The sequence below is a fragment of the Bacillus sp. HMSC036E02 genome (genome assembly GCF_001836235.1).
GTDB lineage: Bacteria > Bacillota > Bacilli > Bacillales > Bacillaceae_G > Bacillus_A > Bacillus_A cereus.
The window spans coordinates 1-25,437 of the sequence record NZ_KV827846.1 but is presented as its reverse complement, the minus strand read 5'-3'; the positions used below and the strand labels follow the sequence as shown (position 1 = coordinate 25,437).

Genomic DNA, 25,437 nt, shown 5'->3' with positions numbered 1-25,437 from the left:
CATTATAATGTAGGATCTAAATATTCTCGTTATTTTATATTCGTTATTAATCTTTTTACTCCTTTTTAATACGTTACATGAAATTTTATACAGAATCATCGCTACAAGTACATAAATGTTTGATATTATAGTAATGTTGATGATTTGTAAGGAAAGGAACTACACAATGAATAAAAACATATTAATTATTGATGATGATAAAGAAATTGTTGAATTACTTGCTGTTTATTTGCGAAATGAAGGCTATAACATTTATAAAGCTTATGATGGCGATGAAGCATTGCAAAAGGTTTCTACATATGAAGTTGACCTTATGATTTTGGATATTATGATGCCAAAGCGAAACGGATTAGAAGTTTGTCAGGAAGTGCGTGAAAATAATACTGTACCAATTCTAATGCTTAGTGCAAAAGCAGAAGATATGGATAAAATATTAGGTCTTATGACAGGTGCCGATGATTATATGATCAAGCCATTCAATCCATTAGAATTAGTAGCAAGAGTGAAAGCTTTATTACGAAGATCCTCTTTCCAAAACGCTACTTCGCAAAAGAATGAAGATGGTATTATTCGTATTCGCTCTGTTGAAATACACAAACATAATCATACTGTTAAAGTAAATGGAGAGTATATTAAATTAACCTCTATTGAGTTCGATATTTTATATTTACTTGCAAGTAATACAGGAAGAGTATTTAGTTCAGAAGAAATTTTCGAACGCGTTTGGAATGAAGATGGTTACGGTTCAAATAAGACTGTAATGGTTCATATTAGCAACTTACGGGATAAACTTGAAACAGTAATAAATGGAGAAAAATTTATTCACACTGTTTGGGGAGTTGGCTATAAAATTGAGAAATGAAGCATTTGATATATTAAAAGATATCCCTAAATGGAAACTTATTTTTTGGCTCTTATTAGCTATCACACTCACGCCTATTACTGAGTTAATTATTTATCGCCTCGTTACGAGTGTAATTGAGAGTTCACTTACTCTAACTGAACTTGGTAAAGAATTCATTCGAATTTTTGGTTATGAAAAGTATAAAGGGATTAAAGAATCGTTATGGATGATGATTGTATCTTATTTGTTTTTATTTTCTATTTTTTCATCCTATCTTTACATTTTTTATCGTCACGAGAAAAAACTTTATTATGAAACTTGTATTAAAAAAATGATAGAAGAAATTCGTTATATTGCAAATGGAAACTTCAATCATAAAGTTTCTATTGTAAATCATAATTATCTAGAAGAATTAGCAATCGGGGTCAATGAAATTGTTGAACAATTAAAAGTCTCCATTGATGAAGAAAGACAAGCGGAACAAGCAAAAAGTGAACTTATTACAAATGTATCACATGACTTACGCACTCCCCTTACTTCTATAGTTGGATACGTAAATTTAATCCATCATGATAATTATAGAGATGAAGTAGAATTGCGATACTATATTCAAGTCATTTACGATAAAGTAACTCGTCTTAATGCATTAATGAATGACTTGTTCGAATATACACGTGTTCAAAATAAAGAGTTAAGCTTGTATTCTGTCCCTATTGACATAGTAGAGTTACTTGGGCAATTAACTGTTCAATTCCGTATACAATTTCAAGAAGCAAATATAGAATGTCGACCTTCTTTCCCATCTCAAAAGCTCATGGTATTAGCTGATGGTGAAAAATTAGTGCGTGTGTTTGAAAATCTTATTATAAACGCTATCGCTTATGGAAGCGAAGGTCGCTATATTGACCTTACTGCTTATGAAAGCAATAATATGATTACAATTGATATAACAAATTACGGACAACCTATTCCTAGTACGGATTTACCTCATATTTTTGAACGTTTTTATCGCGTTGAGAAATCTCGCTCTACAAACACTGGTGGATCTGGACTTGGATTAGCTATTGCAAAAAGTATAGTCGAATTGCATAAAGGAACAATTGAAGTATATAGTGATGATGAAAAAACAACATTCACTGTAAAACTACTCCCATACAAATGTTAATATTATAAATAAAAAGTTCAATTTCTTATCATATAAGAAATTGAACTTTTTCCATTAACACCCAAAATTTAATAATCCTTTATAATTCTTTAGAAATTCTTTACCTTTTCTTTCTTCCTAATTAAGCATTCCTTTTTACAATACTAGTATTGATGTCATAATAGGAGGATCGCTTATGCAATTCTTAAAGAAATTCGCTATTTTATTATTATCTTTTTTTATTACTGCACTTATCGTTTTATATTTTTATCTTTATGTAAATGGTCCCATTATTCAAGCTAAATCAGCTATTTTAATAAATGCTAATTCAGGTGAAATTGTTTATAAAAAAAATGAAGAAACTCCGATACAATCAGCTGCTTTATCTAAATTAATGACAGAATATATCGTATTGGAGCAACTAAATGATAGAAAAATACAGTTAGATGACTTCGTACAAATAAGTAACGAAGTTTTCCGAGTAGAAACAAGCCCTATACAAGTAACATCGAATGATAAAACAACGGTTCGTGATTTACTTCATGCATTGCTACTGGCAGGGAATAATCGTTCTGCACTCGCTCTAGCAGAACACATTGCTGGAAATGAAGATAACTTTACAATATTAATGAATAAAAAAGCAAAAGAACTAAAGTTATTACAACCATCTCCATTTCTAAACTCTACTGGAATTAATAATGATACAAATAAACAATCAACTACAACAGCGATAGATGCAGCTAAACTAGCAGCACGATTAGTAAAAGATTTTCCAGATGTATTGAATATTACGAAACTAACCTCTTACCAATTTACCTTCAAAGATTCCCAAGTTTTCAATACGAATAAAATGATATATTCCCTTAATGAAAACATTAAACTTCAAGGTGTTGATGGCTTACAAACTAGTTTTTCAACTAACGGTAATTATAGTTTTGTTAGTACAGCAAAACATGGAGATACTAGACTAATTTCAGTAATATTAGATGCAGATGAAGAAAACATTTCATTTATTGAAACAAAAAAGTTGCTACAGTATGGTTTTGATCCTTCCTCGTACTCTGCACTCCAAGCTTTTAAAGACACCCTTACATCCTGGACAATATTACTTCAGTTTAAAAATTTAATTATACAAACTATAATGATTTTTTTAATCATTACCACCTTAATGTTTTTACATATACGTCAGAAAAAATCCGAGGATTTCAATTAAGAAATCTTCTTATATATAAAAACCGACTTGCGTTTGAGATGCAAGTCGGTTTTTAATTCTATCATCCTCGTCCAATCAAATTTGCTGAAACAGATTGCAAGTTTAACTCCCTCGCCCATATAGATAGCTGACCAATATGATGAATTTCATATCCCATTACATCTCTTAAAACCTATGTTTTTCGAGGCATACATCCATCTCTGTTTCCTTTCGTTATGTTCTTTTGTTTGTATAAATGGGTTAATCTATTAATTCTATTAAATCCAACAATTGAACTATTACATTTTAAAGTTCTACTCATATACTATAGTAAATTACTAGAAAGGAGGTTTAACTATGGATAGTTGCGTTGTATTTGTAAACGGACAACCTTTTTTAGTTCTTTCAGTAGCTGGTATTGAAATTGCTAGATTAGAGATTTCCCTTCAAGTAGCATTAGCTCTAAGAGTGCTCGGGATACCAATCTGTGATTAATTACCAAATTAAAAGAAAAAGAGGGCATTAGCCCTCTTTTTTTATTTTCTTCTCACCTTTTCTTAACAACAAACAAAATTCAAATTTGATTAATTATAAAAAATTAAAGTATATGAACGTTACATGAAACACTTGTTAAGATAGCTGTCCCTCACACTATTTATTTCGCCGACGTTATATAATCAAAGCACACAATGATTAACTTTTTATACGGCTTATTTTAAGTGTGCTAGCATTCTATGCTAGATGATCATGACTGCAAAAAAACTTCAAGTTCTCGTTTATATAAATCAAATAACGCTTTCACTTTTTGAATCGATTGATAATCTTTAAATTGCGGTTTTCTATCTTCTTCTCCTTGAAGAGCACTAATCCAACTATACTCTACATCTACAATATGAAATAATGTTTCTAACATACCCCCAGTTTGCAAAGTAAATCTTCCTCTGAAAGTTGTTCACACCACTTAAACCAATTATCTCTTACTTGCCAATTATATTGAAATAAAGTGTACACATTTATCTCTCCCTTACTTCAATTATCCACCTAACAGCATCTGTTATATAATGTGGTTCATCTTTTTGAATATAATGACCACTTTGTTCTGCAATTATTAGTTTATTTTTGTTTGATAATCGTAATAATTCTTCTTGCAATTGTAACCATTTTATTTGTGCATCTTGCGAATAAAAAGCTTTTTTACCAGCAGCTAACACGACGAGTGGAATATCTCTCGTCAACTGACAATATTTATCTGCTTCACCCAGACTAAACATAAACTCTTCATAAGAACTTTCATGTACAAATTGTTTATAGTAAGCTTCTTGAAATTCTGGAGACATGATTGGCAAAAATGCTTCTTTATAATTTTCTGGTGTCGAATCAACCAAAACTATTCCCAACATATCTTCAGGATAAAAATCAGTAAATAAACGTGCATTTATACCACCAAAAGAATGTCCTACAAAAATATAAGGTGGCTTCAGTTGTAAAAGATTTAAGCATGTTCTCAAATCTTTTACCATTTCAGAACTAATACGTTTCTTGGAACTCTTCCCGCTTTTGCCTAATCCAGCCCGATCGTATGTAAGTATCGTACCATATTCCGTCAGTTCTTCAGCAGTTTGATTCCATGCCTTCGAATAATCACCATAACCTGATTCCAATATAATAACAGGCTGCTGCTTCTTTCCTTGGAATATTTTCGTATACATTTTAAAATCAGCAACTTGTATATATTCCTCTATACATTTAACCATTGACAATCACTTCTCTTCGGCCAAGTTCCTCTACAGCGTGATTAATTATTTCACTTACAGATAAAGAACCATCCAATATGATATCTGAATTCGGCTTAACAGTATGAATTGCCTCTAAATAAGCTTTTCTCGCATATGTCATGTAATGTTCCAAATCATTATGTATTTCATCTATTGTACCTTCCTTAAAATCTCGCAAAATCCTTCTAGCCATCGCAATATCTAAAGGCGTATCAATAAATATAGTTACATCAATGAATTTTCGCATCTCACTATTTAAGTATGCAAAAGGATAATCTACAATAATATAGTCTAAGGTATTATTTTGTATAAGTTGCTCAATATCATGAATTAATGGTGTTAATACCCACTCGTCGTAATTCGCCCCATCATCAATCCATTTACAAATATCAGCAGGAGATTTATCAAATGTGTAACTATCAAAATATAGAGCTTTTGAGTTTTTAAACTTATGCTTTAATCTTTCTGTAATTGTAGTTTTACCTCCCCCCGAAACAGCTGCAATTGAAATTATTTTTGTTTTATTATCCACTATACCCACCAAGCCCCTTCTGTCAACATAATATAATTATAAATTACTATCGTTGCTACTTCTTCCATTCATATTCTAACATACTCATTTCCCATAAATTCCAATACGTTTCTCCTACTCTTTTTGACTCTCTTAATAAGCCTTCTTTTACAAACCCTATTTTTTCGTAACATGAAATGGCCGATGTATTAAAATCATACACACCAAGAGTTACTCTATGTAGTTTTAATTCGTCAAAAGCAATATGAAGTACTGCTTTCATCATATGTTTTCCTATAGAACGTCCTCTCATCTTCGTATTACCAACTAATACTTTTCCAATTCTAGCGGACTTATTAATATTATCTATTTGCCCAAGCGAAATATGTCCAATAACGTCTGAAGTCTCTTCATCTACCACTTTGAAAGCGAGTGTATTTGCACTTTCTATATACTTCTCTAATTGCTGTTCGTCTAAAGGAAATGTGAATGCATTTCCTGACCATTGTATTAGAAATTCTTCGGAATTAATCCAATTTATTAATTGTTTAAAATCAGATTTCTTAAAGCTTTCTAGTTTAATCACTTCCTTGCTCCTTTCGTACATCATGCTTTATAACCTCAAACTTATTTCTATATAAAGAATATATTCTCCTTTTATATAAAATTAAAATAAAGCCATTCATGTGAATGGCTTTACAAAAAAGCAGCATAATTATGCTTTGTTTGCTACATCAATACCATTAAAATCAAAGTCAGCAGTAACCGTTGTAACCGGTGGGAAAATTGCTTCAATTTTGCAAATGGAAATAATTACTCCAACCGATCCAGGAATAGCCGCAAGCCTAACTACATCACAACTTACAGACGAAACAGTACCTACATAAGTACGTCCCTCTGTATTAATTTGAACTGTTCGATTAATTAATTTCTTAAGTTCATCTCTAATTCCTTGTACACAAGAATTATCACATTTCTCATGCTGTTCTTTTTTACACTCTTCGAATACTTCCCAACAATCATCTTGTTTACATGTACACTTCTTTTTACAATTATTAAATCGAGAACCCAATACCTCACCCCCTAATCCTTTCTATTAGTAAAGTATGTCCACTAGCTTAAAAGGGTACGAGGCAAACACATAAAAAGAAAAAAACAAACAATTGTACCAAACTTTCTTTTCATTATTCATTATAAAAACAGACTTCTCCTAATTAAAAGCTTTTTAATGAGCGGCCGTGAATTTAGTCCTACTCCATTTAATGTTTAGACACCACTTTTTAAAACAAACCTTTTTTCATTTAAATAAGACGCCCCTTAAAAACACACTAGATTTTCCCATTAACTCACATATACATAGACTTTATTTGTGGATTTCCCATTTTTCATTGTGAAATATACATTTAAAAAGCGTACTCGAAAATAAGATATTATTTGTAATCAGAACATTTTCTTCAACAAGTGTTTATTGAAAAATACCATAACTAGTAGTAGTTCTCTCCACTTTCTCTTAAAAATTAGCATAGTTTGTATGAATTCTATATCGAGTAGAAGACACTCTATCATATAAAGATAAAATAGTAGGTTAATAAACAAGCCATTTTTTTATTAAAACATAGAATAATATGAACACTATTGAAAGGAGGTAGAAATAAATGTCCTGGAAAAATGATTGCTGGAGTTCTCAGAAAAAGCATTGTTGTGATGATTGGTGGAAATCTAAAGAAAAGCATCATTGTGATGATAATTGGAGTTCTCAGAAAAAGCATTGTAATGATGATTGGTGGAAATCTAAAGAAAAGTGTCATTGTGATGACGATTGGAGTTCTCAGGAAAAACATTGTAATGATGATTGGTGGAAATCTAAAGAAAAGTGTCATCGTGATGATGATTGGAGTTCTAAACGAAATAAGTGTCGTTGTAAATGTTTCTTTATTTGTTGCCATTGTAAAAGAAAAAATTGGTAATATTTTTAATGTCAACGTAAAGGAAAGAATATGTCTTTTGGAACCAATCGGGCTTTTCCGGAAAGTTGATCCCTCACCTACTTCCTTGCTTTCGCTGAATTTTTAGGTGGGGGCATTACTGCTCGGCAAATAGCGAGATAAATACTAGAATGTAATATATAAAAAGCTGACTGCTTATAGTCAGCTTTTTATATATTAACACGTAAAGGTTTAAACAGACATATAAGCAGTCACGCTTTGTCATCACCTTGTTGTTGTAAATTAGTATTTCTCCATTGAATAGACATTCCATAATATCGTATTTTGATTAAAACTAAAAAACATACTTAACACTAATAGTAGAATTTTTCTTCTTCATCAACTTCACTTCTTCTCTTTTTATAAACATAAAAAAGGAGCTCTATTTATATAGAGATCCTTTCTAATTTTATAATTTACTAGACTGTAACCCCTGAATAAACGGAACTACTTCAGGATTTACAAGCGATGATAAATCACCTAATTCTTTTCCTAAGTAAGCTGCTTTAATAACACGGCGCATTACTTTAGAATTACGTGTTTTCGGTAAATCTTCTACAACGTGGATGTCTTTAGGACACAACGCTTTTCCAATATGAGAGTTTACTAAACTCATTAATTCTTTCTTTAATTCTCCTGTGAATGTTACATGATCTCTTAATACTACAAAACAATGACAAACTTCACCTTTTACTTCGTCAGGTACACCAATTGCAGCAGCTTCAATTACCTCGTTATGTTTCACAAGAATAGATTCATATTCAGCAGGTCCAATACGTTTACCTGCAATATTTAACGTATCGTCTGAACGCCCTGTGATGATATATTGTTCACCATCGTAAATGACCCAGTCACCGTGGACCCATTTATTTTCAAAACGTGACCAATATGTGTTCACGTAACGTTCATCATCTTCCCAGAAGCTTTTCGTCATACCTACCCAAGGTTTCTCTAAGCATAATTCTCCGACTTCATCTCGAATTGGTTTACCTTGATCATCCAGTACGACAGCTGCCATTCCTGGTAAAGATGCGTTAAAACTAATCGGTGCTATTGGCTTAATAAGAACATTACCGAAAATCCCACCAGAGATTTCAGTTCCACCTGAGTAGTTACAGATTGGGACATTTCCTTTTCCAACTGTTTCAAATAACCACATCCATGGATCAGGATTCCAAGGTTCTCCTGTTGATGCGAATACTTCCAAACTCTTTAAAGAATGTTTATTGACATACTCATCACCTTTTGCCATTAATGCTCGGATTAACGTTGGCGAAATACCTAAATGAGTAATCTCATATTTATCAACTGTCTCCCATAACCGGTCTGCTTCTGGGAAGTCTGGAACACCTTCGTACATAACCATCGTTGCTCCATTAATGAGTGAACCGAATAATAGAAACGGCCCCATCATCCAGCCCATATCAGTTACCCATAATACACGATCACCTTGTTTAATATTCATTCCAAATCCTGCATCAAAAGCTGCTTTCAAAGGAAATCCTGCATGCGTGTGTACTGTTCCTTTCGGCTTACCAGTCGTTCCTGATGTATAAATGAGCATCAATGGATCATCACTTTGCATTTCCTCTGCATGTATGAATGGTTTTTCTTTTTCTAGCGTACTCCACGAAAAGTCATAGTTATGTGGTGTAAAATCATTTCCTGCATGACGAACGATAACAACTTTTTCAACAGTTGGGCAATGTTCACAAGCTTTATCTACTTCATCTTTTAAAGAAACAATTTTACCGCGACGTGAAAATCCATCTGCGGTAATAATCATTTTTGAACCTGCCGCTTGCACACGTGTCATAACTGCATCAGACGCAAAGCCTGAGAATATTGGTGAAATAATTGCTCCGATTTTCATTACAGCTAGCATCGCAACAACTGTTTCTGGAATCATCGGCATATAAATTGTTACACGGTCACCTTTCTCAATACCCGCGTGTTTCAAACCATTTGCAACACGGCTTACCCAGTTGTCAAGCTCTTCATATGTAAATGATTTTGAAGTTCCATTTTCCCCTTCGTACTGAAGTGCTGGCTGTATTCTCGTCTCTTCATCCGCAAGCCAGCGGGATAAAGCTGATTCTACAACGTTACATGTTCCGCCATTATACCACTGTGCAAACGGTGTACCATTTTCTAAATCTAACACTTCTGTATAAGGTTTCATCCATTGATAGCCTACTGCTTTTTCTGCCTCTCCCCAAAACCAAGCTGTTTCCTCAATAGATTTATTATAAAAAGTTTCATAATCTTCATATCCCAATGATTTCATCCAACCATATAAACGTGTTTTTTCCTTGTACTCTTCTGTTGGAAACCAAACTGCTTGTTTCAATGTTTTCCCCTCCTTAACTTTTTGAGCAAGAAAGCCCTAAATAGGGCTTTTAAACTGGATATACAGGATGTTTACGATCTGTGAATACTTGATATTTACTCATATACATTTCGAAACGTCCTTTTAACTCTTCACGTAAATTGTTTGGATGAACAATACCATCAATCACCATCTCTGATGCTAAATGATAAATATCAATATCTTTCTTATACTCTTCACGTTTTTCAGCAATGAAGCTAGCACGCTCTTCTTCTGGTAAAGCTGCAATTTTATTTGCATATACAGCATTAACCGCAGCTTCTGGACCCATTACCGCAATAGAGGCTGTCGGTAATGCCAGACAGCAATCTGGTTCAAATGCTGGACCTGCCATCGCATATAAACCAGCGCCATATGCTTTACGAACAACGATAGAAATCTTCGGTACAGTTGCTTCACTCATTGCAGAAATCATTTTTGCACCGTGGCGAATAATACCGGCACGCTCTACTTTTGTACCAATCATAAATCCTGGTACATCCGCAAGGAATAATAATGGAATATGATATGCATCGCATAAATTAATAAACTTAGCAGCTTTATCAGCTGAATCGTGGAATAATACGCCGCCCTTCATACGCGGCTGATTTGCAATAATACCAACTGGCTTACCATCAATACGTGCTAAGCCTGTAATTAGCTCTTGAGCAAATAATTTTTTCACTTCATAGAATGAACCTTCATCAATAACTCTATTAATGAGATCTTTCATATTGAAAGGAGCATTTTGATTTTCTGGAATGATTTGTTCTAACGTTTTATCGAATTGCTTCGGTTCTTGAGGTGTAACCAATGGAGTCTTTTCTAAGTAGTTGTTTGGAAAATATGAAATGTATTGTCTTGCTTGTGTAATCGCATCTTCTTCTGTCTTACATAAAACATCTCCGCATCCTGATACAGAGCAATGCATACGAGCTCCGCCCATCTCTTCTAAAGTTACCTTCTCACCGATAACCATCTCAGCCATACGAGGAGATCCTAAATACATAGATGCATTTCCTTCTACCATCATTACAACGTCACAAAAGGCTGGAATATACGCACCACCAGCTGCAGAAGGTCCAAATAACAAGCATACTTGAGGAACTTTACCTGATAACTTCACTTGATTATAGAAGATTCTTCCTGCACCGCGGCGCCCTGGGAACATTTCTACTTGATCTGTAATACGCGCTCCAGCAGAGTCAACTAAATAAAATAACGGAACACGTAGTTTTTCAGCTGTTTCTTGAATACGTAAAATCTTTTCAACTGTGCGTGATCCCCATGATCCAGCTTTTACAGTAGAATCATTGGCCATTACACACGCAGTACGACCATGTATTTTACCCGTTGCCGTTACAACGCCATCCGCAGGTAAGCCTGTTTGTTCACAGTTAGCAAATAATGCATCTTCTACATATTCGCCATTATCAAATAGAAGCGCTAAACGATCTCGAACAAATAATTTTCCTTTTGCTTTATTTTGCTCATGATATTTCGGTGCCCCGCCTTGTTTAATTGTTTCAACTCGTTCTTCAAATGAATTAGATTGTTGTTTTTGGTCTAACATATTTACTCCCCCTTATACATCGGTTTGCGTTTTTCTTTGAATGCCTGTAATCCTTCTATTCGATCTTTCGTATGGATTACACCTTCATACGCTTGTTTTTCCATTTGTAATCCGGTATGTAAATCAACTTGAATACCATTTGAAATTGCCTCTTTTGCTAATCGAACAGCAATAGGTCCATTACTAGCAATTTTCTCTGCTATTTCAATCGCTTTCTCTTCAAGTAAATTAGCTGGTACAACAAATTCTACTAAACCGTATTCTTTTGCTTCTTGCGCTGAAATACGTCTACCTGTATAAATTAATTCTTTCGCTCTACCAACACCAATTAATCTCGGTAAGCGCTGTGTACCACCTGCTCCTGGTATAATTGCAAGTGTCGTTTCAGTAAGACCAAGACTTGCAGATTCAGCAGCAATTCTAAAATCACAAGCTAAACTTAATTCCGTACCACCACCAAGTGCAATTCCATTTATAGCAGCAATAACTGGCTGTGGTAATTGTTCAACCATCTCCATAGTAGTGCGAATCATACTAACAGCATGGCGAACTTGTTCTTCATTCATACCGGCACGCTCTTTTAAATCTGCACCAGCACAAAATGCTTTTTCACCAGCACCAGTCAAAATAACTACACGTACGTTTGAATCTTCACTTATTTGAGTTAATATCGTTTGTAGTTCATCTAATAATGCCAAAGATAATGAGTTTGCTTGTCTTGCACGATTTAACGAAATCTTTACTACGTGAGGTGTTACATAATCAACTGAAATGTTTTGTAATTGTAGCATCTTCTCACCTACTTATCGTTTTATGTTGAAGCGCTCTATACACATGACTCGGTAATTGGATATTCAACTTACTTTGAATAAATTGACTAGCTCTCAATAACTTTTCTTCGTCTATATTCGTTTGGACTCCTAATTTATGGAGCATATGTACTAGGTCATCAGTGGCAACATTACCTGATGCTCCTGGTGCATAAGGGCAGCCCCCGAGTCCACCACAAGAACTATCAAACGTTGTAATACCGTATTCTAATGATTTAACTACATTCGCTAGAGCCATTCCATACGTATTATGAAAATGCATGGCAAACTGCGAAGCATCATACTTCTTTAATAGATGTTCTAATACTTGTTCTACTTGTAATGGATTCGCTACACCGATTGTATCCCCAAGAGAAACTTCATAAATGCCGTATGAAAATAGTTGATTACATAATTCGTCAACTGCTGCGACACTTATATCCCCTTCATAAGGACATCCAAATACAGTAGAAACATAGCCTCTTACCTTTTTCCCTTCGAATAATGCCTGTTTTGTTATATCTTCAATTACAACTAATGCTTCTTTAATCGATTTATTAATATTACTTTTATTATGAGATTCACTTGCTGATAAAAAAACATTCACCTCATCTACATTTTGCAAAAAAGCTCGTTCCAAACCATTTTGATTCGGAACAAGCGCAGCATATGTAACATTTGGATCCCTTTTCAGCTCAGAAAATACATCATTTGCATCCGCTAATGCAGGGACCCATTTTGGGTGAACGAATGAGGAAACTTCAACATACGACAATCCTGCTTCTGTAAGTAGTTGAATCCATTTTACTTTATCTTTTGTGCCAACAATCTTTTTTTCATTTTGTAAGCCATCACGTGGCCCGACTTCTTTAATGACAGCAAAATTAGGTAGTTTCAATTCGATTCCCCCTATATCTCCCTATTCAATTTCTAATAATACATCTCCTTCATTTACAAAATCGCCTTCTTGCACATTAATTTTCATAACTGTGCCAGCTTCTTCTGAAATGATTGGAATTTCCATTTTCATAGATTCCAAAATGACGACATCCTGCTCTTCCTCTACTGTATCTCCTACTCCTACAACAATCTTCCAAACGTTTCCTGCCATCGATGCGTATACTTTCGTCATCATTTTTTCCCCCTTAATATTGTTAAATCTTATTTTTTAACGAGTTGTTTCGTTACAAAGCCTGTTGTATAAATACCCTCTTTGAACACTTCGTCTTCCAAAACTTGCAGTAGCATTGGTGTGTTCGTTTTAATACCTTCTACTTTTAATTCCTCTAGAGCATCATGTAATTTTGAAATTGCTTCTTCACGAGTCTCGCCATGTGCAATGACTTTCGCAATCATTGGATCATAGAAAGGTGTAATCGTTACATGATTTTCTAAGAAGTGATCAATCCGTACATTTGACGGTAATGTTAAATCTGTAATTTTCCCAGGTGACGGGAAGAATGTTTTCGGATCCTCTGCATAAATACGAGCTTCAATGGCATGACCACTACGTTTTACATCATCCTGAGTAAATGATAGTTTCTCTCCACTTGCAATCAGAAGTTGTTGTTCTACAAGGTCTAATCCCGTAATTTCTTCTGTCACTGGATGCTCTACTTGTAATCTCGTATTCATCTCTAAGAAATAGAAGTTCTTCTGATCATCTACAAGAAACTCAACTGTACCTGCATTTGTATAACCAAGTGCTTTGGCAGCTTGTACAGCAACTTCTCCCATCGCCTTTCGTGTACCTTCATCTAAAAATGGTGAAGGTGCTTCTTCGATTACTTTTTGATTTCGGCGCTGTACCGAACATTCACGCTCCCATAAATACACTGTGTTACCATGTGTATCTGCTAAAAGCTGAATTTCAATATGATGCGCGTCTGCTATATATCGCTCTAAATACATTTCTCCGTTACCGAAGAAGTTTTGCGCTCTCGTTTTATTACTTTCAAACGCTTTGGTGAGCGTTTGCTCAGTTTCCATCAACTGCATACCAATGCCTCCGCCGCCTGCGGATGCCTTAAGCATTAATGGATAACCAATTTGTTTTGCAATTTCAATTGCTTCTTCAGCAGTTTCAATATTTGTAGTAATACCTGGGACTACTGGGACATCTGCTGCTTGCATTGCGATACGTGATTCGATTTTACTTCCCATCTTCGTAATGATTTCTTCTGAAGGACCGATAAATACGATTCCTTCTTCTTTGCAGCGAACCGGAAAAGACGGATTCTCTGATAATAAACCATAACCCGGATGAATTGCTTCTGCATTTGTCTTCTTAGCTATTTCAATAATTTTTTCAAGGTTTAAATAGCTTTCTTGGACACGCGGTCCACCTACTAAGTAAGCTTCATTTGCCATTTTCACATGAAGGGCATTTTCATCTGCTTCAGAATAAATAGCAACAGTGCGAATGCCAAGTTTTTGACAAGTTTTCATAATACGAACAGCGATTTCCCCGCGATTCGCAATTAATATTTTTTGAAACATAGTGATTCCTCCCTTTTATCTACATCCTAAATGTCTAGCAATTACGAGACGTTGAATTTCAGAAGTTCCTTCACCAATTTCTAATAGTTTCGCATCACGAATATGTCGTTCAACTTCATATTCACGCATATAGCCATATCCACCATGAATCTGTACTGCTTGATTCGCAATACGGCTTGCCGCTTCCGATGCAAATAGTTTTGCCATTGCCGCTTCTTTACCGAAAGGTTTATCGTTATCTTTTAACCAAGCTGCTTTATGTACTAAATTGCGTGCTAGCTCTACTTCAGTCGCCATATCAGCTAATTTAAATTGAATCGCTTGGAAATTAGAGATTGACTTTCCAAATTGTTGACGTTCTTTCGCATATTGCAATGCACGTTCAAAGGCTGATTGCGCAATACCAACTGCCAATGCTGCGATTGAAATACGTCCTCCATCAAGTGTATATAAAAATTGTTTAAAACCTTTATTTACATCACCAAGAATATTTTCTTTCGGTACACGAACACCATCAAGTACGATTTCACAAGTATTAGAAGCGCGAACGCCCATTTTATCGTAAGGACTAGAAATCGTTAATCCTTCACTAGTAGTAGGTACGATAAATGCTGAAATGCGTTTTCTACCATTCTCTTCAACACCGTTGACAGCGGTTACAATAATGGTATTTGCATACTCTGCGTTTGTAATCCAACACTTCTCACCACTGATTACATACTCATCGCCATCTAGTACCGCTTTCGTTTGAGTACCACCTGCATCTGATCCAGCATTCGGCTCCGTTAATCCGAAGGCACCTAATGTTTTACCTGACGCCATTGGAACTAAATACTTTTGTTTTTGTTCTTCTGTACCGAAATAATAAATTGGAGAAGCACCTAATGAAATTGTTGCAGCATAGCTTAAACCAGTGCCACCACAAGCGCGACCAATTTCTTCAACTGCTAACGCATACGATACAGTATCGCCACCTGAACCTCCATACTCTTCTGGGAATGGGATGCCTAATAATCCTAGTTCGCCCATTTTTTGAAATGTTTCATATGGAAACTCTGCAGTTTTGTCATAATATACAGCTTTCGGTGCGATTTCCTTTTCAGCAAAGTCACGTACCATTTCTTTAATCATTTGTTTTTCGCGAGTTAGAGTAAATTCCATTCCGCTACACACCCCTTATCGAATATTGAGTTTCGACAGCGTGCGAGTTTCTACTACAAACATAACAACTTAAAAGACAAGAATATTAGTTAGACAATTGCTATAATTCTGTCATAACTTAATTTTAAAACAGATTCTGTACTAATGCACAAAAAAATTCCTACATTGTTCTACAACAACATAGGAGATTTTGTGTCGAATTATGTAATTTATTGTTTAATAATCTCTACCTTTTCCCGAATCAGAAATTTCTACTAATGCTTCAGGGTATGGTTCGAAATACGTTTGTCTTAATAAATACTTTTCATCAAATCGAATGGCCCATGATTTTAAAATTGTAAGTAAACTACTAAGTGGTATTTTCTTTTCTGCATACTTTTGTAACAGTTCTATAAAATGATCTTTTTCTTGTTTTTTTAGCTTTGTTTTAAAGTATCCAAAAATGTGCTCGCATACATTTACATTCGATGTATAGCGGGGGGTGCGCATAAATAATTCATATAAAGTCTTCTCATAGTTTTCAAATACAACTTCAATCTTTTCATTTTTTTGATTTGCAATTATACGCCCTAATTCCTTTTGTTTCACTTGATTGTATGCCATAAATAAATATTTATTGTCCGACTGAAACGATACAAGGTCTTTCATATTTTTATTATGTTTAATCATTTTGTAATATGCGATTGTAAATAACCTTGTAAAGAAATGCTCTCTAATAATAAAATTCGACAATCTACCTTCCTCTTCAATAGGAAGATGCGAAAATTTTTTTACTACTGCTCCGCCAAATAAGCCTGATCCTTTTCCCTTTGCTGGCGCTTTTTCAAAACCAGAATAAATTTTCACATCACGCGTACCACAACTTGGCGAACGATTCTTTAAAATAAAACCATCCACATCCGATATCGTTTGTAAAAAGTCATTTGAAAACCGCTCCATTTTTTCAGTTACATCTTCTCGTGTCGACGGTTGCACAAGTCTGTTCTCACCATTTTCTTCTACAATTCGTATCGTTTCACGAGGAGTTCCCAATCCAATCTCCACTTCTGGACAAACAGGTATAAATGTAACAAATGGCTGCAAATTTCGTATTGTTACATCTGGAATCATCTCTCCATTATATCGACAAGCATCAAATTCTAAACATTTACTTACGACGATTGTAGGTTTTGCAAATTGTCGCATCTCATTACCTCCTTAGTGCTAGTCCGTATACTATAAATTGTACTAAGATTAACATTTTAAGCAAAGTTTGATTCATTTATTTTTATGAGAAATATATATCCAATAATATATTAACAATCATTCAACTCTATTTTCAATAAATGTGCGCCCTATTATACTGGTTTAGATATTGTGAAATGAATAATACACAGATGCTCCGGAGAAATTAATGATTAAGAAAGGAGGGAATTGTTATGAAAAAGAAATTATCATCTATTTTAAGTGTTTTAGCACTCTCTATTATGTTTTTAGGTACATCTGCGCAAGCTGAATACGATGGAAATAATATGAATAGAGTGAATAACACTGATATTTCAACTCGAGTAAATGACAATAATTTAGACAGAGTTAATAATGATGTAAGAACTCGAAATGTAAATACAACAAATGATTTAAATGATAATCGTGATAGAAATAATAATTGGGCTTGGCTTGGTTTATTAGGACTAGCAGGATTATTAGGTCTTAGAAGAAGAGACAAAGAAACACGCTGATTTAGAATGTTTTTAATAAACAAGTACTTATTTATCAAAAATATATAACGAAAATAAATCGCCTTTTTAAAGGCGATTTATTTTTACTTAAAAAGTAATGTATGTAATTCACACTTCGACGATTAAATTCGTGGAGTTAATCCATACAATATAAATTGAATCGTATTTTCAATTTCTGCTTCATCATTCCATTTTTCTTCAGGCAATAATAAAAATCGTGTTAATAATAAACCTAATACAGCTGATAAAGTAAGACGTAGTACGGAAGATGGTGGTATCTCAATAATCTCTCCTTCTTCTTGAAATTTCACAATCAACTTTTTGAAATGTGAAAACAGTTCTGTTTCTACTAATTGCTGTATTTCATTTTTTAGTTCTGGTTGAAATGGTACTTCTTGAATTAATATTTTTATCATAGGAAAGTGTTTTTGAGCAAATTTAAATCTATTATGAATTACAACCCTTAAAAGTCCTTCATACGATTCATACTCTGATTTAAATATTTCTTTTGCAAAGGTTTGTACGAAAAATGGTGCAGCGAACTTAGTTAAAGTTGGCATTACGACCGCTAGTAATAAATCTTTTTTCGTCTTATAGTAGCGGAAGATGGTTCCTTCCGCTACACCAGCACGCTTTGCAATTTCACTTGTTGAAGTTGAAGCGTATCCTTTTTCTCCAAACATATCAACAGCCGCCTCTAATATTCGCATTTGACGTTCATTTCGTTTATCCGTATTAGTTGCAGCTATTAATTCCTCCAGCCAATCCTTCTGCATTTATAAAGCTCCTTTTTGTCATTATTATATTTTGCGATGTTTCTTTAAAGCAAATACATTTCCTACTGCAAATAATAGTGAAAAAAGTAATAACACAGTAAGATCTAATGCAATCTCTGTAAACCCTTGATTCCGAATCATCACTTGTCTCATTGCGTCAGCGCCGTATGTGAGTGGAAATGCTTTCCCTAACATTTGGAGCCACTTATTCATAGATTCCATTGGAAACAATCCAGAAAAGAAGATTTGTGGCACTATAACAAGCGGTATAAATTGAATCATTTGAAATTCATTATTTGCGTATGCCGATAAAAACGTACCTAATGTTAGTGCAGTTAAAGAGAGCATACATGTAATAAGTAGCGTTAGCCATATGGAGCCAGCTACGTATAAATCTAAAATATAAACGGAAAAGCTTACGATAATAATGGATTGTATAAAGGCAAAGATTCCAAAACCAATAATATAACCTGCGACTATTTCCCATCTTCTTACTGGGGTGGATAATAACCTTTCTAGCGTACCACTTAAACGTTCTCTTACGAAAGATACACCTGATAATATAAATACAAAGAAAAATGTAAAGAAACCAATTAATACAGGACCAAGCCCATCAAACATCGTAAAGTCTTTAGAGCCATGTAAATAATTTACTTCAGGTTTCATAATCGATACATCATTCTTCTCTGTGCTTTTTTGCAATACTTGAAGTACAGCACGATTTTTTGACGAATCACTACCTTCCAACAGAAGTTTCATTTTTCCATTCTCTATACGAAATACTGCATCTACTTTTTGTTTTTCCAACTCAGAAATCGCCTTTTCCTTACTGTATTCATAAATTGACGCTTCTTGATTTTTCATCATTTTTACTATTTGAGCGGGCATATCAACAACAGCAATTTGCGGTATATAGTCTTTCTGTGTAAACACTAGTGACAAAAGCCAAAGTAATAACATCGGTGCTCCAAACATCATTGCTAACGAACGCTTATCTCGAAAAAATTGACGAATAATACGTATAATTACACCAGTAACTCTCATGATGGCACCACCTCTTCTAGCAAAAAGACATCTTCAATCCGTCCAGATGACACGCGTTTTTTCAATTCTTCAGTTGTTCCAACCGCAACTAGTTTCCCTTCTCTAATTAACCCTAGACGCTCACAAAATTCAGCTTCATCCATAATGTGCGTCGTTACAATAATCGTTGTGCCTTTCTTTTTAAGATCATAAAATTTTTCCCAAATCGTTTTTCTAAGAAGCGGATCTATCCCCACTGTAGGCTCATCTAAAATTAATATTTCTGGTTCGTGAAGGAGCGCTATTGCTAATGATAAGCGTTTTTTCATTCCACCTGAAAATTGTTGTACTTGCTTTTTCATATACTGAGACAATTGTACAAGTTCAAAAACCTCTGCAATTCTTGTCTTTTTACGTTTTCCCTTTAGTCCATACATCGTTGCTATAAAATCTGCATTTTCATATGCTGACAATTCTTCGTATAATGCATCCGCCTGAGCCATATAACCAATTCTTTTCATTTCATTTAAATTAGGCATATTAGTATTATTAACAAGCACTTCACCTTTCGTTGCCTCATTAATACCTGCAATCATTTTAATGAGCGTTGTTTTCCCCGATCCAGAAGGTCCAACAAAACCAAAAATTTCTGCTTTTTCAACTTGCAATGAAAGATTGTGTAACACTTCTTTTTTTCCAAAACTTTTTGATACAGTCCGTAAAATAATTGAAGGTTGTTGCACGTTCCATCCTCCTTTTCCAATAAAATGAGTGAGTACTCACTTTTATTTTACCCTTGCTTAATTATATGTCAAACTTCATTGATTAGTATGTATGTTCAATCAACGATATTAAACAATGAAACAGAGTCGACATTAGAATTTCATTTCCTAAAGTCGACTCTGTTTCATTTAAACTATAAATTTCACTTTACGTTTTTAAATTCATATACTTCCGAATTCTAGCAACATCTAAAGAATATTCAATAACTAATTGCTGTAACGGTAAAATAACTGTGTCAGGATATAAATGTGCATATTGTAATGTTTCTGCATATTTTTCTAACCTTTTTTCTAAATACTTTATTATTTGATCAGGATGACTTACTAATAAACATTTACAATAATAATGTATTTGTTCCTCAATCGCCGTGTATTCTTCAATTTCATATTCTTTATGCATGTGTACACCCCTTTAAGTTTTTTACATGAATTACTTATCACAATTTTCACTCGACAAATTTTAAGTTTTTTGATTATTTACACTATAACAAACAATCAGGGTCAAATTTTGTTACTTTATGTAACGTAGAAAATTTTTAACAAAATTGTAATGTTAACTCCTGCAAAATACATAAAATCTCTTTACTCACTTTTGCATAAAAAAATCGTACAGCTTAATTTAACTGCACGACTACAATCTCTGGCCTATTCAAAATTCTTTGCGGAATGATACTATTTCCTAATCCTCTACTCACTACCATTGATGTATTTTGTTCTACATATAAACCTGCTGTATATTTAGGTAAAACACCTTGATTTGGAGCAACTAATCCACCGATAAATGGCAATCTAACTTGCCCTCCATGAGCATGTCCCGATAAAACCAAATCCAACCTCTCATTCGTATATTCCTTTATAAATTCAGGCCTATGGGATAATAATACATTATATCTATCTGGCTGCATTTCAATTTTTGCTTTTTTAATTTCATCTATTATAATATTTCCTTCATCACGGTTTCCAGTAACAAACTCTGGATCATCAATACCTAGCAAGTTTATTTCTTGCTCACCCTTTCGAATGCCTACATGTTCATTCCTTAAAACATTGACACCATATTTCTTCAACTCTTTTTCTAAACTGTTATACTTTCCAGACCATTGTTCATGGTTTCCTGTCACAAAATATACAGGATACTTCTTTACCATTTTTTGTATTAATTGCATACTCACTTCTGCATCGTATGATTTACTGTCAATTAAATCACCCGTAATCGCAATAATATCTGGGTCTATACTTTTTATTTTTTGAATTAACACATCTTGATTATCGCCAAATTTTTTATTGTGTAAGTCTGAAATTTGTAGAATTTTATACCCTTTAAAAGAGGATGGTATTTTACTAGAGGTTATTTTAACCTCAGTTATACTTATTAAATTGTTCTGTAAATATAAAAAGATTGTAAAACCTACTAATATACAAATAATCATTACAATTCTATTAATTTTCTTTTTCATATTTTCTCCTTTACATTCTCATCAAACACTTCTATATGCTAACTGAATTATATTATACTTTCTTGAAATTTATTTAAATTAATAAAATAATGCAGTACATGAAATTTCGTATGAGATATGTCATATATATTCGTTATATTTTTACTTTTACCTTTTTAATAATAAGAATACAAAAACGACTCTTATCACAAGAAAAGAGTCGTTTTCTAACTTTATACTTTTAATACTTTCATGTTAAAAATGCGAAAACTAAAATACTATTTAAGAGCCTTAACTATAACTTTAGTTGCCTCTGCAATGAGTTGATTATCATAGGTTGCCTCTTTCTCATCTTTACTAGATAAAATTGCGATGATAATTGGTGCTCTATTTGGAGGCCAAACGATAGCAATATCATTTCTTGTCCCGTAACTACCAGCACCTGATTTATCTCCAACTACCCATTCAGTTGGTACGCCTGCACGAATAAGTTTGTCCCCTGTAGCATTTCCTTTCATCCACTCTGTAAGAATTTTACGTTTTTCAGCTGGAAGTGCATTTCCGACCGTAAAAGCTTTAAGATTCGTAGCAATAGCTTTCGCTGTACTAGTGTCACGAATGTCTCCTGGAATAGCTTCGTTTAATTCTGTTTCAAAGCGATCAGACATAGTAATCCGATCCCCCATATGCCTAAGCGCTTTTTCATATCCTTTCGGTCCTCCTATTTTATTAAATAAAATGTTCCCTGCAGTATTATCGCTTGAACGAACAGCAGCCTCAGCAATTTCTCCTAGTTTCATTCCAGTATCTACATGTTTCTCTGTAACAGGTGAATAATCCACTAAGTCTTCTTTCGTAAATGTGATTACTTCATTTAATGTATCAATTGAGTTTTGCTGTAGTAATACTCCTGCTGCTAAAGCCTTGTAGGTTGATGCGAAGGCAAATCTTTCGTTAGATCGATAAGAGATTGTTTGATTTGTACCAGTATCAATCGCATATACACCTACTCGAGCATCAAATTTTTTCTCAAGTTGTGAGAACTCTTTATGCGTCGCCTGATTTTTATGTTTCACTTGTCCAGTCTTTTCTTTCGCTTCAACTTGCAGTGCCCCTCCTGTAAAAGCTTCTAGGCTTGTAATACTTAAACCTAATATACCAACGCATATTCCTATTTTTAGCATCCTCTTATTTTTCAAAATCATCATTCCTTCCAAATTTTTAGCACCTTTTTATACGTACACATAATAGACAATCACCGAACCAAATTTGTTCCACAAACTAAAAAAATTATAGCTAGTATGAGAGTTATTAACAAAATAAGAGATAGTAGCTACGACGCCTCTATCTCTTATTTCATATTTCATTTTTTTACTTATAAATGGCTTTATATGAACAGGGTCTCTTCCCTGAGAAAAGTACTCTAATTTTGCTTAGAACTACCTGTACTAGTAGCTTCACCATGTATACGTTGCTGTTTCAAATCAAAGTATACATCTAATACTTCCTTTCCAATTATAGAATTAATTCCATTTTTATCATCATGAAGCCATGGAACTACTACGGAAAATGCTACTTCTGGATTATCATATGGAGCATATCCAACTAACGTTAAGTTGTAACATTCCATACGTTCTCCTTTTGCATTTCTACCAATCGGGTCATCTCCACCATATACAGTTTGGGCTGTTCCTGTCTTTCCTGCTGGTTTATATGGCGCGTTTTTGAAATATTTCACGCCAGTTCCATCACCTTCTTGGAATACCCATCTAAACCCTTCTTTTATTCGATCAATATGTTCTTTCTTCATATCAATTCGATTTAATACGACAGGCTCTATGGAACGTATAACTTTGCCAACCTCTTCTTTTATTGATTGTTCTCGTATTTCTTGTACAATTTGAGGTTGCATTCTATAACCACCATTCGCAATCGTTGAAATATATTGCGCTAATTGCAACGGCGTATACGTATCATACTGACCGATAGAAAAATCTAGTAAAAACCCAGGTTGACTATCTACTTTTCTCGTTTGTCCAATTATTTCATTCGGTAAATCAATACCTGTTGGGACACCTAAACCAAATTGCTTGAAATAATAGCGCATCGTATCAAATGCTCCTTGTTTAATATCCAATGAGCCATTTGGTACGTAATTGACTCCCGCAATTTTTAAAGCTGTTTGGAACATGTATACATTCGAAGATACTTGTAAAGCCCGTAAATCATTAATATTACCAAATCCGGATACATTCCACGATTTCTTAGCTTGTGTACCTTTAAATTTCATCGGCGCGTCATAAAATTGATCTCCTGGATGTATTGCCCCTGTCTCATATCCAGTTAATAAAGTAGCACCTTTTACAGCTGACCCTAGCTCATACGAAGTTGTCATGTTACCTAATGCCAAATCCTCAACCTCTATTCTTCCTTCTTTTTCTACAATCTTTTTGCCTGCCATTGATAAAATTTGTCCGTTATTTGGATTCGTCATGACAACAAAAGCTCGATCGAGCAGTGGCTCTGAACTCTTAAAAGCTCTCAAGTTTTTCTCTATACTTTCTTCCACTTTCTTTTGTAATTCCATATCAATCGTTAATGTTAAACTATTACCACTTTTTCCTTTAGAGATTATTTCTGTGCTAACAATGTTTCCTGATTTATCAGTAATATTTTTCACTTCTTCTTTTGTGCCGTGTAATACATCTTCATATCGTTGTTCAATATAACTTTTTCCAACACGATCATTACGGTTATATCCACGTACTAAATAAGAATCTAAATTTTCTTTCGGTAATCCTTCTTCACTACTCGTAATATTTCCTAATACAGAACGAAATAAATTACCATTTACATAATTACGTTCCCAATCAACAGTTGCATCTACTCCTGGAAAATTCGCAAGGTTTTCACTTATCCGCGCATACTCTTCATCTGTTACATCTTTTTTAATAATTTGTGGTGTTAGTTGATAACCTGAACTCATTTTACTTTTAATAGCTAACACCTTTAAATCTTGTGCTGTTAATTCTGCTAATTCTACCTCTGTAACACGACCTCGTCTTAAGTCTTCTATTTTTTTATCTAACTCTTTTCCCTCTATACCCTTTTCTTTAAACTTTTCTATATCTTTCTTAGTAATCTTTGTCTCCGCACGTTTCAAATTCAACTGCATCCAAAAATCTTTTTTATCGATATCTGTTAATTTATTTATATCTTGTTCAGGCATTTCAAGTACTTTCGCCAAGTCTTTTGCTGTTTTTAAAATATCTTCACTCGTAATTCCCTTCACCCTTGTATACGTAATTGTGCGAAGAGATTTATTATTAACAACTGTTTTCCCTTCTCGATCTAAAATTTGTCCACGTGGAACTGGAATACTAGTTATTGCATTTTGACTACTTTCCACTTGGTTCTTATAAGCCTCTCCCTCAACGATTTGTACCTTTCCTAGCTGCATAATAATAGCTGAGAATAGTACAAATATGCAAAGGAACATTATATTTAATCGAATAGATATATATGTCTTCTGCTTCTTGCCTTTTTGTCCTTTCATAAATCCTCCATTTAATCCTTTCAGGAATTGCTACAAATACTAAAAGCATTCCTTATATATTAGATACCGATAATCGGTTATAAATATCGCCTCAATTTTTTGCTTAATCCTTGTAAGCAACCATTCCTTTTCGTTTAGCTACGGAATTAATAACTCTCCCTTCTTGTTTTCTCTCTATTTTTTTTGCCACTTGCATTAGAAGTGCTAAACTGTATAATAACTCTTATTAAACTTACATATAAACTTGCTAGTAAATTTTCATGCTAATTATTCCTTTCTTCATGC

General features: G+C 33.9%; 25 protein-coding genes and 2 pseudogenes. 6 read left to right on the top strand and 21 right to left on the bottom strand.

Translation table 11 applies throughout. The annotated features are described in order from the left end of the window. Positions 1 to 166: 166 nt before the first annotated feature. From HMPREF2590_RS13610 to HMPREF2590_RS13600, 3 genes are all read left to right on the top strand, one after another. On the top strand, positions 167 to 862 hold the full coding sequence (locus HMPREF2590_RS13610; protein WP_001038807.1) for a response regulator transcription factor: 696 nt from the start codon (positions 167 to 169) through the stop codon (positions 860 to 862). After that, on the top strand, positions 852 to 2,009 hold the full coding sequence (locus HMPREF2590_RS13605; protein WP_001243309.1) for a sensor histidine kinase: 1,158 nt from the start codon (positions 852 to 854) through the stop codon (positions 2,007 to 2,009). Before HMPREF2590_RS13610 ends, HMPREF2590_RS13605 begins: the two co-directional genes overlap by 11 nt. A 175-nt stretch (positions 2,010 to 2,184) precedes the next feature. Beyond that, the gene (locus HMPREF2590_RS13600; RefSeq protein ID WP_001160042.1) at positions 2,185 to 3,201 is read left to right on the top strand and encodes a D-alanyl-D-alanine carboxypeptidase family protein; all 1,017 of its coding nucleotides are present in this window, start codon (positions 2,185 to 2,187) and stop codon (positions 3,199 to 3,201) included. A 61-nt stretch (positions 3,202 to 3,262) separates the two neighbouring features. Here the strand turns inward: HMPREF2590_RS13600 and HMPREF2590_RS29940 are convergent. Next, positions 3,263 to 3,352, bottom strand: a pseudogene (locus HMPREF2590_RS29940) (DinB family protein); the annotation flags it as partial. Positions 3,353 to 3,537: 185 nt separating this feature from the next. Here HMPREF2590_RS29940 and HMPREF2590_RS13595 point away from each other — a divergent pair. Next, positions 3,538 to 3,675 (top strand): DUF3956 domain-containing protein, encoded by a 138-nt coding sequence (locus HMPREF2590_RS13595; protein WP_000376554.1) that lies wholly within the window; start codon positions 3,538 to 3,540, stop codon positions 3,673 to 3,675. A gap of 256 nt (positions 3,676 to 3,931) precedes the next feature. Here HMPREF2590_RS13595 and HMPREF2590_RS13590 read toward each other — a convergent pair. The 5 genes and pseudogenes from HMPREF2590_RS13590 to HMPREF2590_RS13570 all read right to left on the bottom strand — a co-directional run. Next, positions 3,932 to 4,191 (bottom strand): annotated as a pseudogene (locus HMPREF2590_RS13590) (DinB family protein); the annotation flags it as partial. 2 nt (positions 4,192 to 4,193) lie between these two features. Continuing rightward, the gene (locus HMPREF2590_RS13585; RefSeq protein ID WP_000237652.1) at positions 4,194 to 4,934 is read right to left on the bottom strand and encodes an alpha/beta fold hydrolase; all 741 of its coding nucleotides are present in this window, start codon (positions 4,932 to 4,934) and stop codon (positions 4,194 to 4,196) included. Then, positions 4,927 to 5,496, bottom strand: a complete 570-nt coding sequence (locus HMPREF2590_RS13580; protein ID WP_000513265.1) for a nucleoside/nucleotide kinase family protein — start codon at positions 5,494 to 5,496, stop codon at positions 4,927 to 4,929. The genes HMPREF2590_RS13585 and HMPREF2590_RS13580 overlap by 8 nt, the downstream gene beginning before the upstream one ends. A 46-nt stretch (positions 5,497 to 5,542) precedes the next feature. Beyond that, positions 5,543 to 6,076 carry a GNAT family N-acetyltransferase gene (locus HMPREF2590_RS13575; protein WP_000990082.1) on the bottom strand — a complete coding sequence of 178 codons (534 nt, stop codon included), beginning with the start codon at positions 6,074 to 6,076 and terminating at the stop codon, positions 5,543 to 5,545. A 105-nt stretch (positions 6,077 to 6,181) separates the two neighbouring features. Beyond that, positions 6,182 to 6,538, bottom strand: coding sequence for a hypothetical protein (locus HMPREF2590_RS13570; RefSeq protein WP_000535577.1), 357 nt, complete (start codon positions 6,536 to 6,538; stop codon positions 6,182 to 6,184). Positions 6,539 to 7,101: 563 nt separating this feature from the next. Here HMPREF2590_RS13570 and HMPREF2590_RS13565 point away from each other — a divergent pair. Further along, positions 7,102 to 7,539, top strand: a complete 438-nt coding sequence (locus tag HMPREF2590_RS13565; RefSeq protein WP_171009802.1) for a hypothetical protein — start codon at positions 7,102 to 7,104, stop codon at positions 7,537 to 7,539. Between the two features lie 321 nt (positions 7,540 to 7,860). Here the strand turns inward: HMPREF2590_RS13565 and HMPREF2590_RS13560 are convergent, their stop codons facing one another. From HMPREF2590_RS13560 to HMPREF2590_RS13525, 8 genes are all read right to left on the bottom strand, one after another. Then, positions 7,861 to 9,801 carry an AMP-binding protein gene (locus tag HMPREF2590_RS13560; protein WP_000806482.1) on the bottom strand — a complete coding sequence of 647 codons (1,941 nt, stop codon included), beginning with the start codon at positions 9,799 to 9,801 and terminating at the stop codon, positions 7,861 to 7,863. Positions 9,802 to 9,850: 49 nt separating this feature from the next. Then, the gene (locus HMPREF2590_RS13555) at positions 9,851 to 11,392 is read right to left on the bottom strand and encodes an acyl-CoA carboxylase subunit beta (protein ID WP_000886744.1); all 1,542 of its coding nucleotides are present in this window, start codon (positions 11,390 to 11,392) and stop codon (positions 9,851 to 9,853) included. A gap of 2 nt (positions 11,393 to 11,394) precedes the next feature. After that, positions 11,395 to 12,183, bottom strand: a complete 789-nt coding sequence (locus HMPREF2590_RS13550) for an enoyl-CoA hydratase (protein ID WP_000939798.1) — start codon at positions 12,181 to 12,183, stop codon at positions 11,395 to 11,397. A gap of 4 nt (positions 12,184 to 12,187) precedes the next feature. Further along, positions 12,188 to 13,099, bottom strand: a complete 912-nt coding sequence (mvaB, locus tag HMPREF2590_RS13545; RefSeq protein ID WP_000775433.1) for a hydroxymethylglutaryl-CoA lyase — start codon at positions 13,097 to 13,099, stop codon at positions 12,188 to 12,190. A 21-nt stretch (positions 13,100 to 13,120) separates the two neighbouring features. Further along, positions 13,121 to 13,336 (bottom strand): acetyl-CoA carboxylase biotin carboxyl carrier protein subunit, encoded by a 216-nt coding sequence (locus tag HMPREF2590_RS13540; RefSeq protein ID WP_001987345.1) that lies wholly within the window; start codon positions 13,334 to 13,336, stop codon positions 13,121 to 13,123. Between the two features lie 26 nt (positions 13,337 to 13,362). Further along, the gene (locus tag HMPREF2590_RS13535) at positions 13,363 to 14,700 is read right to left on the bottom strand and encodes an acetyl-CoA carboxylase biotin carboxylase subunit (protein ID WP_000486742.1); all 1,338 of its coding nucleotides are present in this window, start codon (positions 14,698 to 14,700) and stop codon (positions 13,363 to 13,365) included. A 15-nt stretch (positions 14,701 to 14,715) separates the two neighbouring features. Next, a complete protein-coding gene (locus HMPREF2590_RS13530; protein WP_000397282.1) occupies positions 14,716 to 15,861 on the bottom strand; it encodes an acyl-CoA dehydrogenase in 1,146 nt (381 codons plus the stop codon). 216 nt (positions 15,862 to 16,077) lie between these two features. Further along, on the bottom strand, positions 16,078 to 17,046 hold the full coding sequence (locus HMPREF2590_RS13525; RefSeq protein WP_001248647.1) for a YbgA family protein: 969 nt from the start codon (positions 17,044 to 17,046) through the stop codon (positions 16,078 to 16,080). 233 nt (positions 17,047 to 17,279) lie between these two features. Between HMPREF2590_RS13525 and HMPREF2590_RS13520 the strand changes: the two genes are divergently transcribed. Next, on the top strand, positions 17,280 to 17,579 hold the full coding sequence (locus tag HMPREF2590_RS13520) for a WGxxGxxG family protein (protein WP_000728151.1): 300 nt from the start codon (positions 17,280 to 17,282) through the stop codon (positions 17,577 to 17,579). A gap of 122 nt (positions 17,580 to 17,701) precedes the next feature. Here HMPREF2590_RS13520 and HMPREF2590_RS13515 read toward each other — a convergent pair whose 3' ends face one another. The 7 genes from HMPREF2590_RS13515 to HMPREF2590_RS13485 all read right to left on the bottom strand — a co-directional run bounded on the left by HMPREF2590_RS13515 (position 17,702) and on the right by HMPREF2590_RS13485 (position 25,152). After that, positions 17,702 to 18,355: a TetR/AcrR family transcriptional regulator gene (locus tag HMPREF2590_RS13515; protein ID WP_001168192.1), complete on the bottom strand. Its 654-nt coding sequence runs from the start codon at positions 18,353 to 18,355 to the stop codon at positions 17,702 to 17,704. A gap of 24 nt (positions 18,356 to 18,379) precedes the next feature. Continuing rightward, positions 18,380 to 19,399 (bottom strand): ABC transporter permease, encoded by a 1,020-nt coding sequence (locus tag HMPREF2590_RS13510; protein WP_001266717.1) that lies wholly within the window; start codon positions 19,397 to 19,399, stop codon positions 18,380 to 18,382. Further along, a complete protein-coding gene (locus HMPREF2590_RS13505) occupies positions 19,396 to 20,121 on the bottom strand; it encodes an ABC transporter ATP-binding protein (RefSeq protein WP_001187071.1) in 726 nt (241 codons plus the stop codon). The genes HMPREF2590_RS13510 and HMPREF2590_RS13505 overlap by 4 nt, the downstream gene beginning before the upstream one ends. 187 nt (positions 20,122 to 20,308) lie before the next feature. Continuing rightward, a complete protein-coding gene (locus tag HMPREF2590_RS13500) occupies positions 20,309 to 20,560 on the bottom strand; it encodes a hypothetical protein (protein WP_000548621.1) in 252 nt (83 codons plus the stop codon). A gap of 214 nt (positions 20,561 to 20,774) precedes the next feature. Next, complete coding sequence (locus HMPREF2590_RS13495; RefSeq protein WP_000727186.1) at positions 20,775 to 21,617, bottom strand: metallophosphoesterase; 843 nt, start codon at positions 21,615 to 21,617, stop codon at positions 20,775 to 20,777. Positions 21,618 to 21,874: 257 nt separating this feature from the next. Then, entirely contained in the window at positions 21,875 to 22,801 is a 927-nt protein-coding gene (gene bla / locus HMPREF2590_RS13490) for a class A beta-lactamase Bla1 (RefSeq protein ID WP_002098388.1), read from the bottom strand. 218 nt (positions 22,802 to 23,019) lie between these two features. Continuing rightward, positions 23,020 to 25,152: a peptidoglycan D,D-transpeptidase FtsI family protein gene (locus tag HMPREF2590_RS13485; RefSeq protein WP_000678283.1), complete on the bottom strand. Its 2,133-nt coding sequence runs from the start codon at positions 25,150 to 25,152 to the stop codon at positions 23,020 to 23,022. Positions 25,153 to 25,437 lie beyond the last annotated feature (285 nt).

Bases quoted from the DNA above. Each gene is read 5' to 3' on its own strand.
- HMPREF2590_RS13595 (WP_000376554.1), top strand. From the start codon at position 3,538: ATGGATAGTTGCGTTGTATTTGTAAACGGACAACCTTTTTTAGTTCTT.
- HMPREF2590_RS13540 (WP_001987345.1), bottom strand. From the start codon at position 13,336: ATGATGACGAAAGTATACGCATCGATGGCAGGAAACGTTTGGAAGATT.
- HMPREF2590_RS13485 (WP_000678283.1), bottom strand. From the start codon at position 25,152: ATGAAAGGACAAAAAGGCAAGAAGCAGAAGACATATATATCTATTCGA.
- HMPREF2590_RS13515 (WP_001168192.1), bottom strand. From the start codon at position 18,355: ATGCAGAAGGATTGGCTGGAGGAATTAATAGCTGCAACTAATACGGAT.
- HMPREF2590_RS13520 (WP_000728151.1), top strand. From the start codon at position 17,280: ATGAAAAAGAAATTATCATCTATTTTAAGTGTTTTAGCACTCTCTATT.
- HMPREF2590_RS13495 (WP_000727186.1), bottom strand. From the start codon at position 21,617: ATGAAAAAGAAAATTAATAGAATTGTAATGATTATTTGTATATTAGTA.
- HMPREF2590_RS13510 (WP_001266717.1), bottom strand. From the start codon at position 19,399: ATGAGAGTTACTGGTGTAATTATACGTATTATTCGTCAATTTTTTCGA.
- HMPREF2590_RS13535 (WP_000486742.1), bottom strand. From the start codon at position 14,700: ATGTTTCAAAAAATATTAATTGCGAATCGCGGGGAAATCGCTGTTCGT.
- HMPREF2590_RS13600 (WP_001160042.1), top strand. From the start codon at position 2,185: ATGCAATTCTTAAAGAAATTCGCTATTTTATTATTATCTTTTTTTATT.
- HMPREF2590_RS13550 (WP_000939798.1), bottom strand. From the start codon at position 12,183: ATGCTACAATTACAAAACATTTCAGTTGATTATGTAACACCTCACGTA.
- HMPREF2590_RS13585 (WP_000237652.1), bottom strand. From the start codon at position 4,934: ATGGTTAAATGTATAGAGGAATATATACAAGTTGCTGATTTTAAAATG.
- HMPREF2590_RS13555 (WP_000886744.1), bottom strand. From the start codon at position 11,392: ATGTTAGACCAAAAACAACAATCTAATTCATTTGAAGAACGAGTTGAA.
- HMPREF2590_RS13500 (WP_000548621.1), bottom strand. From the start codon at position 20,560: ATGCATAAAGAATATGAAATTGAAGAATACACGGCGATTGAGGAACAA.
- HMPREF2590_RS13610 (WP_001038807.1), top strand. From the start codon at position 167: ATGAATAAAAACATATTAATTATTGATGATGATAAAGAAATTGTTGAA.
- HMPREF2590_RS13525 (WP_001248647.1), bottom strand. From the start codon at position 17,046: ATGCGACAATTTGCAAAACCTACAATCGTCGTAAGTAAATGTTTAGAA.
- HMPREF2590_RS13575 (WP_000990082.1), bottom strand. From the start codon at position 6,076: ATGATGTACGAAAGGAGCAAGGAAGTGATTAAACTAGAAAGCTTTAAG.
- bla (WP_002098388.1), bottom strand. From the start codon at position 22,801: ATGATTTTGAAAAATAAGAGGATGCTAAAAATAGGAATATGCGTTGGT.
- HMPREF2590_RS13530 (WP_000397282.1), bottom strand. From the start codon at position 15,861: ATGGAATTTACTCTAACTCGCGAAAAACAAATGATTAAAGAAATGGTA.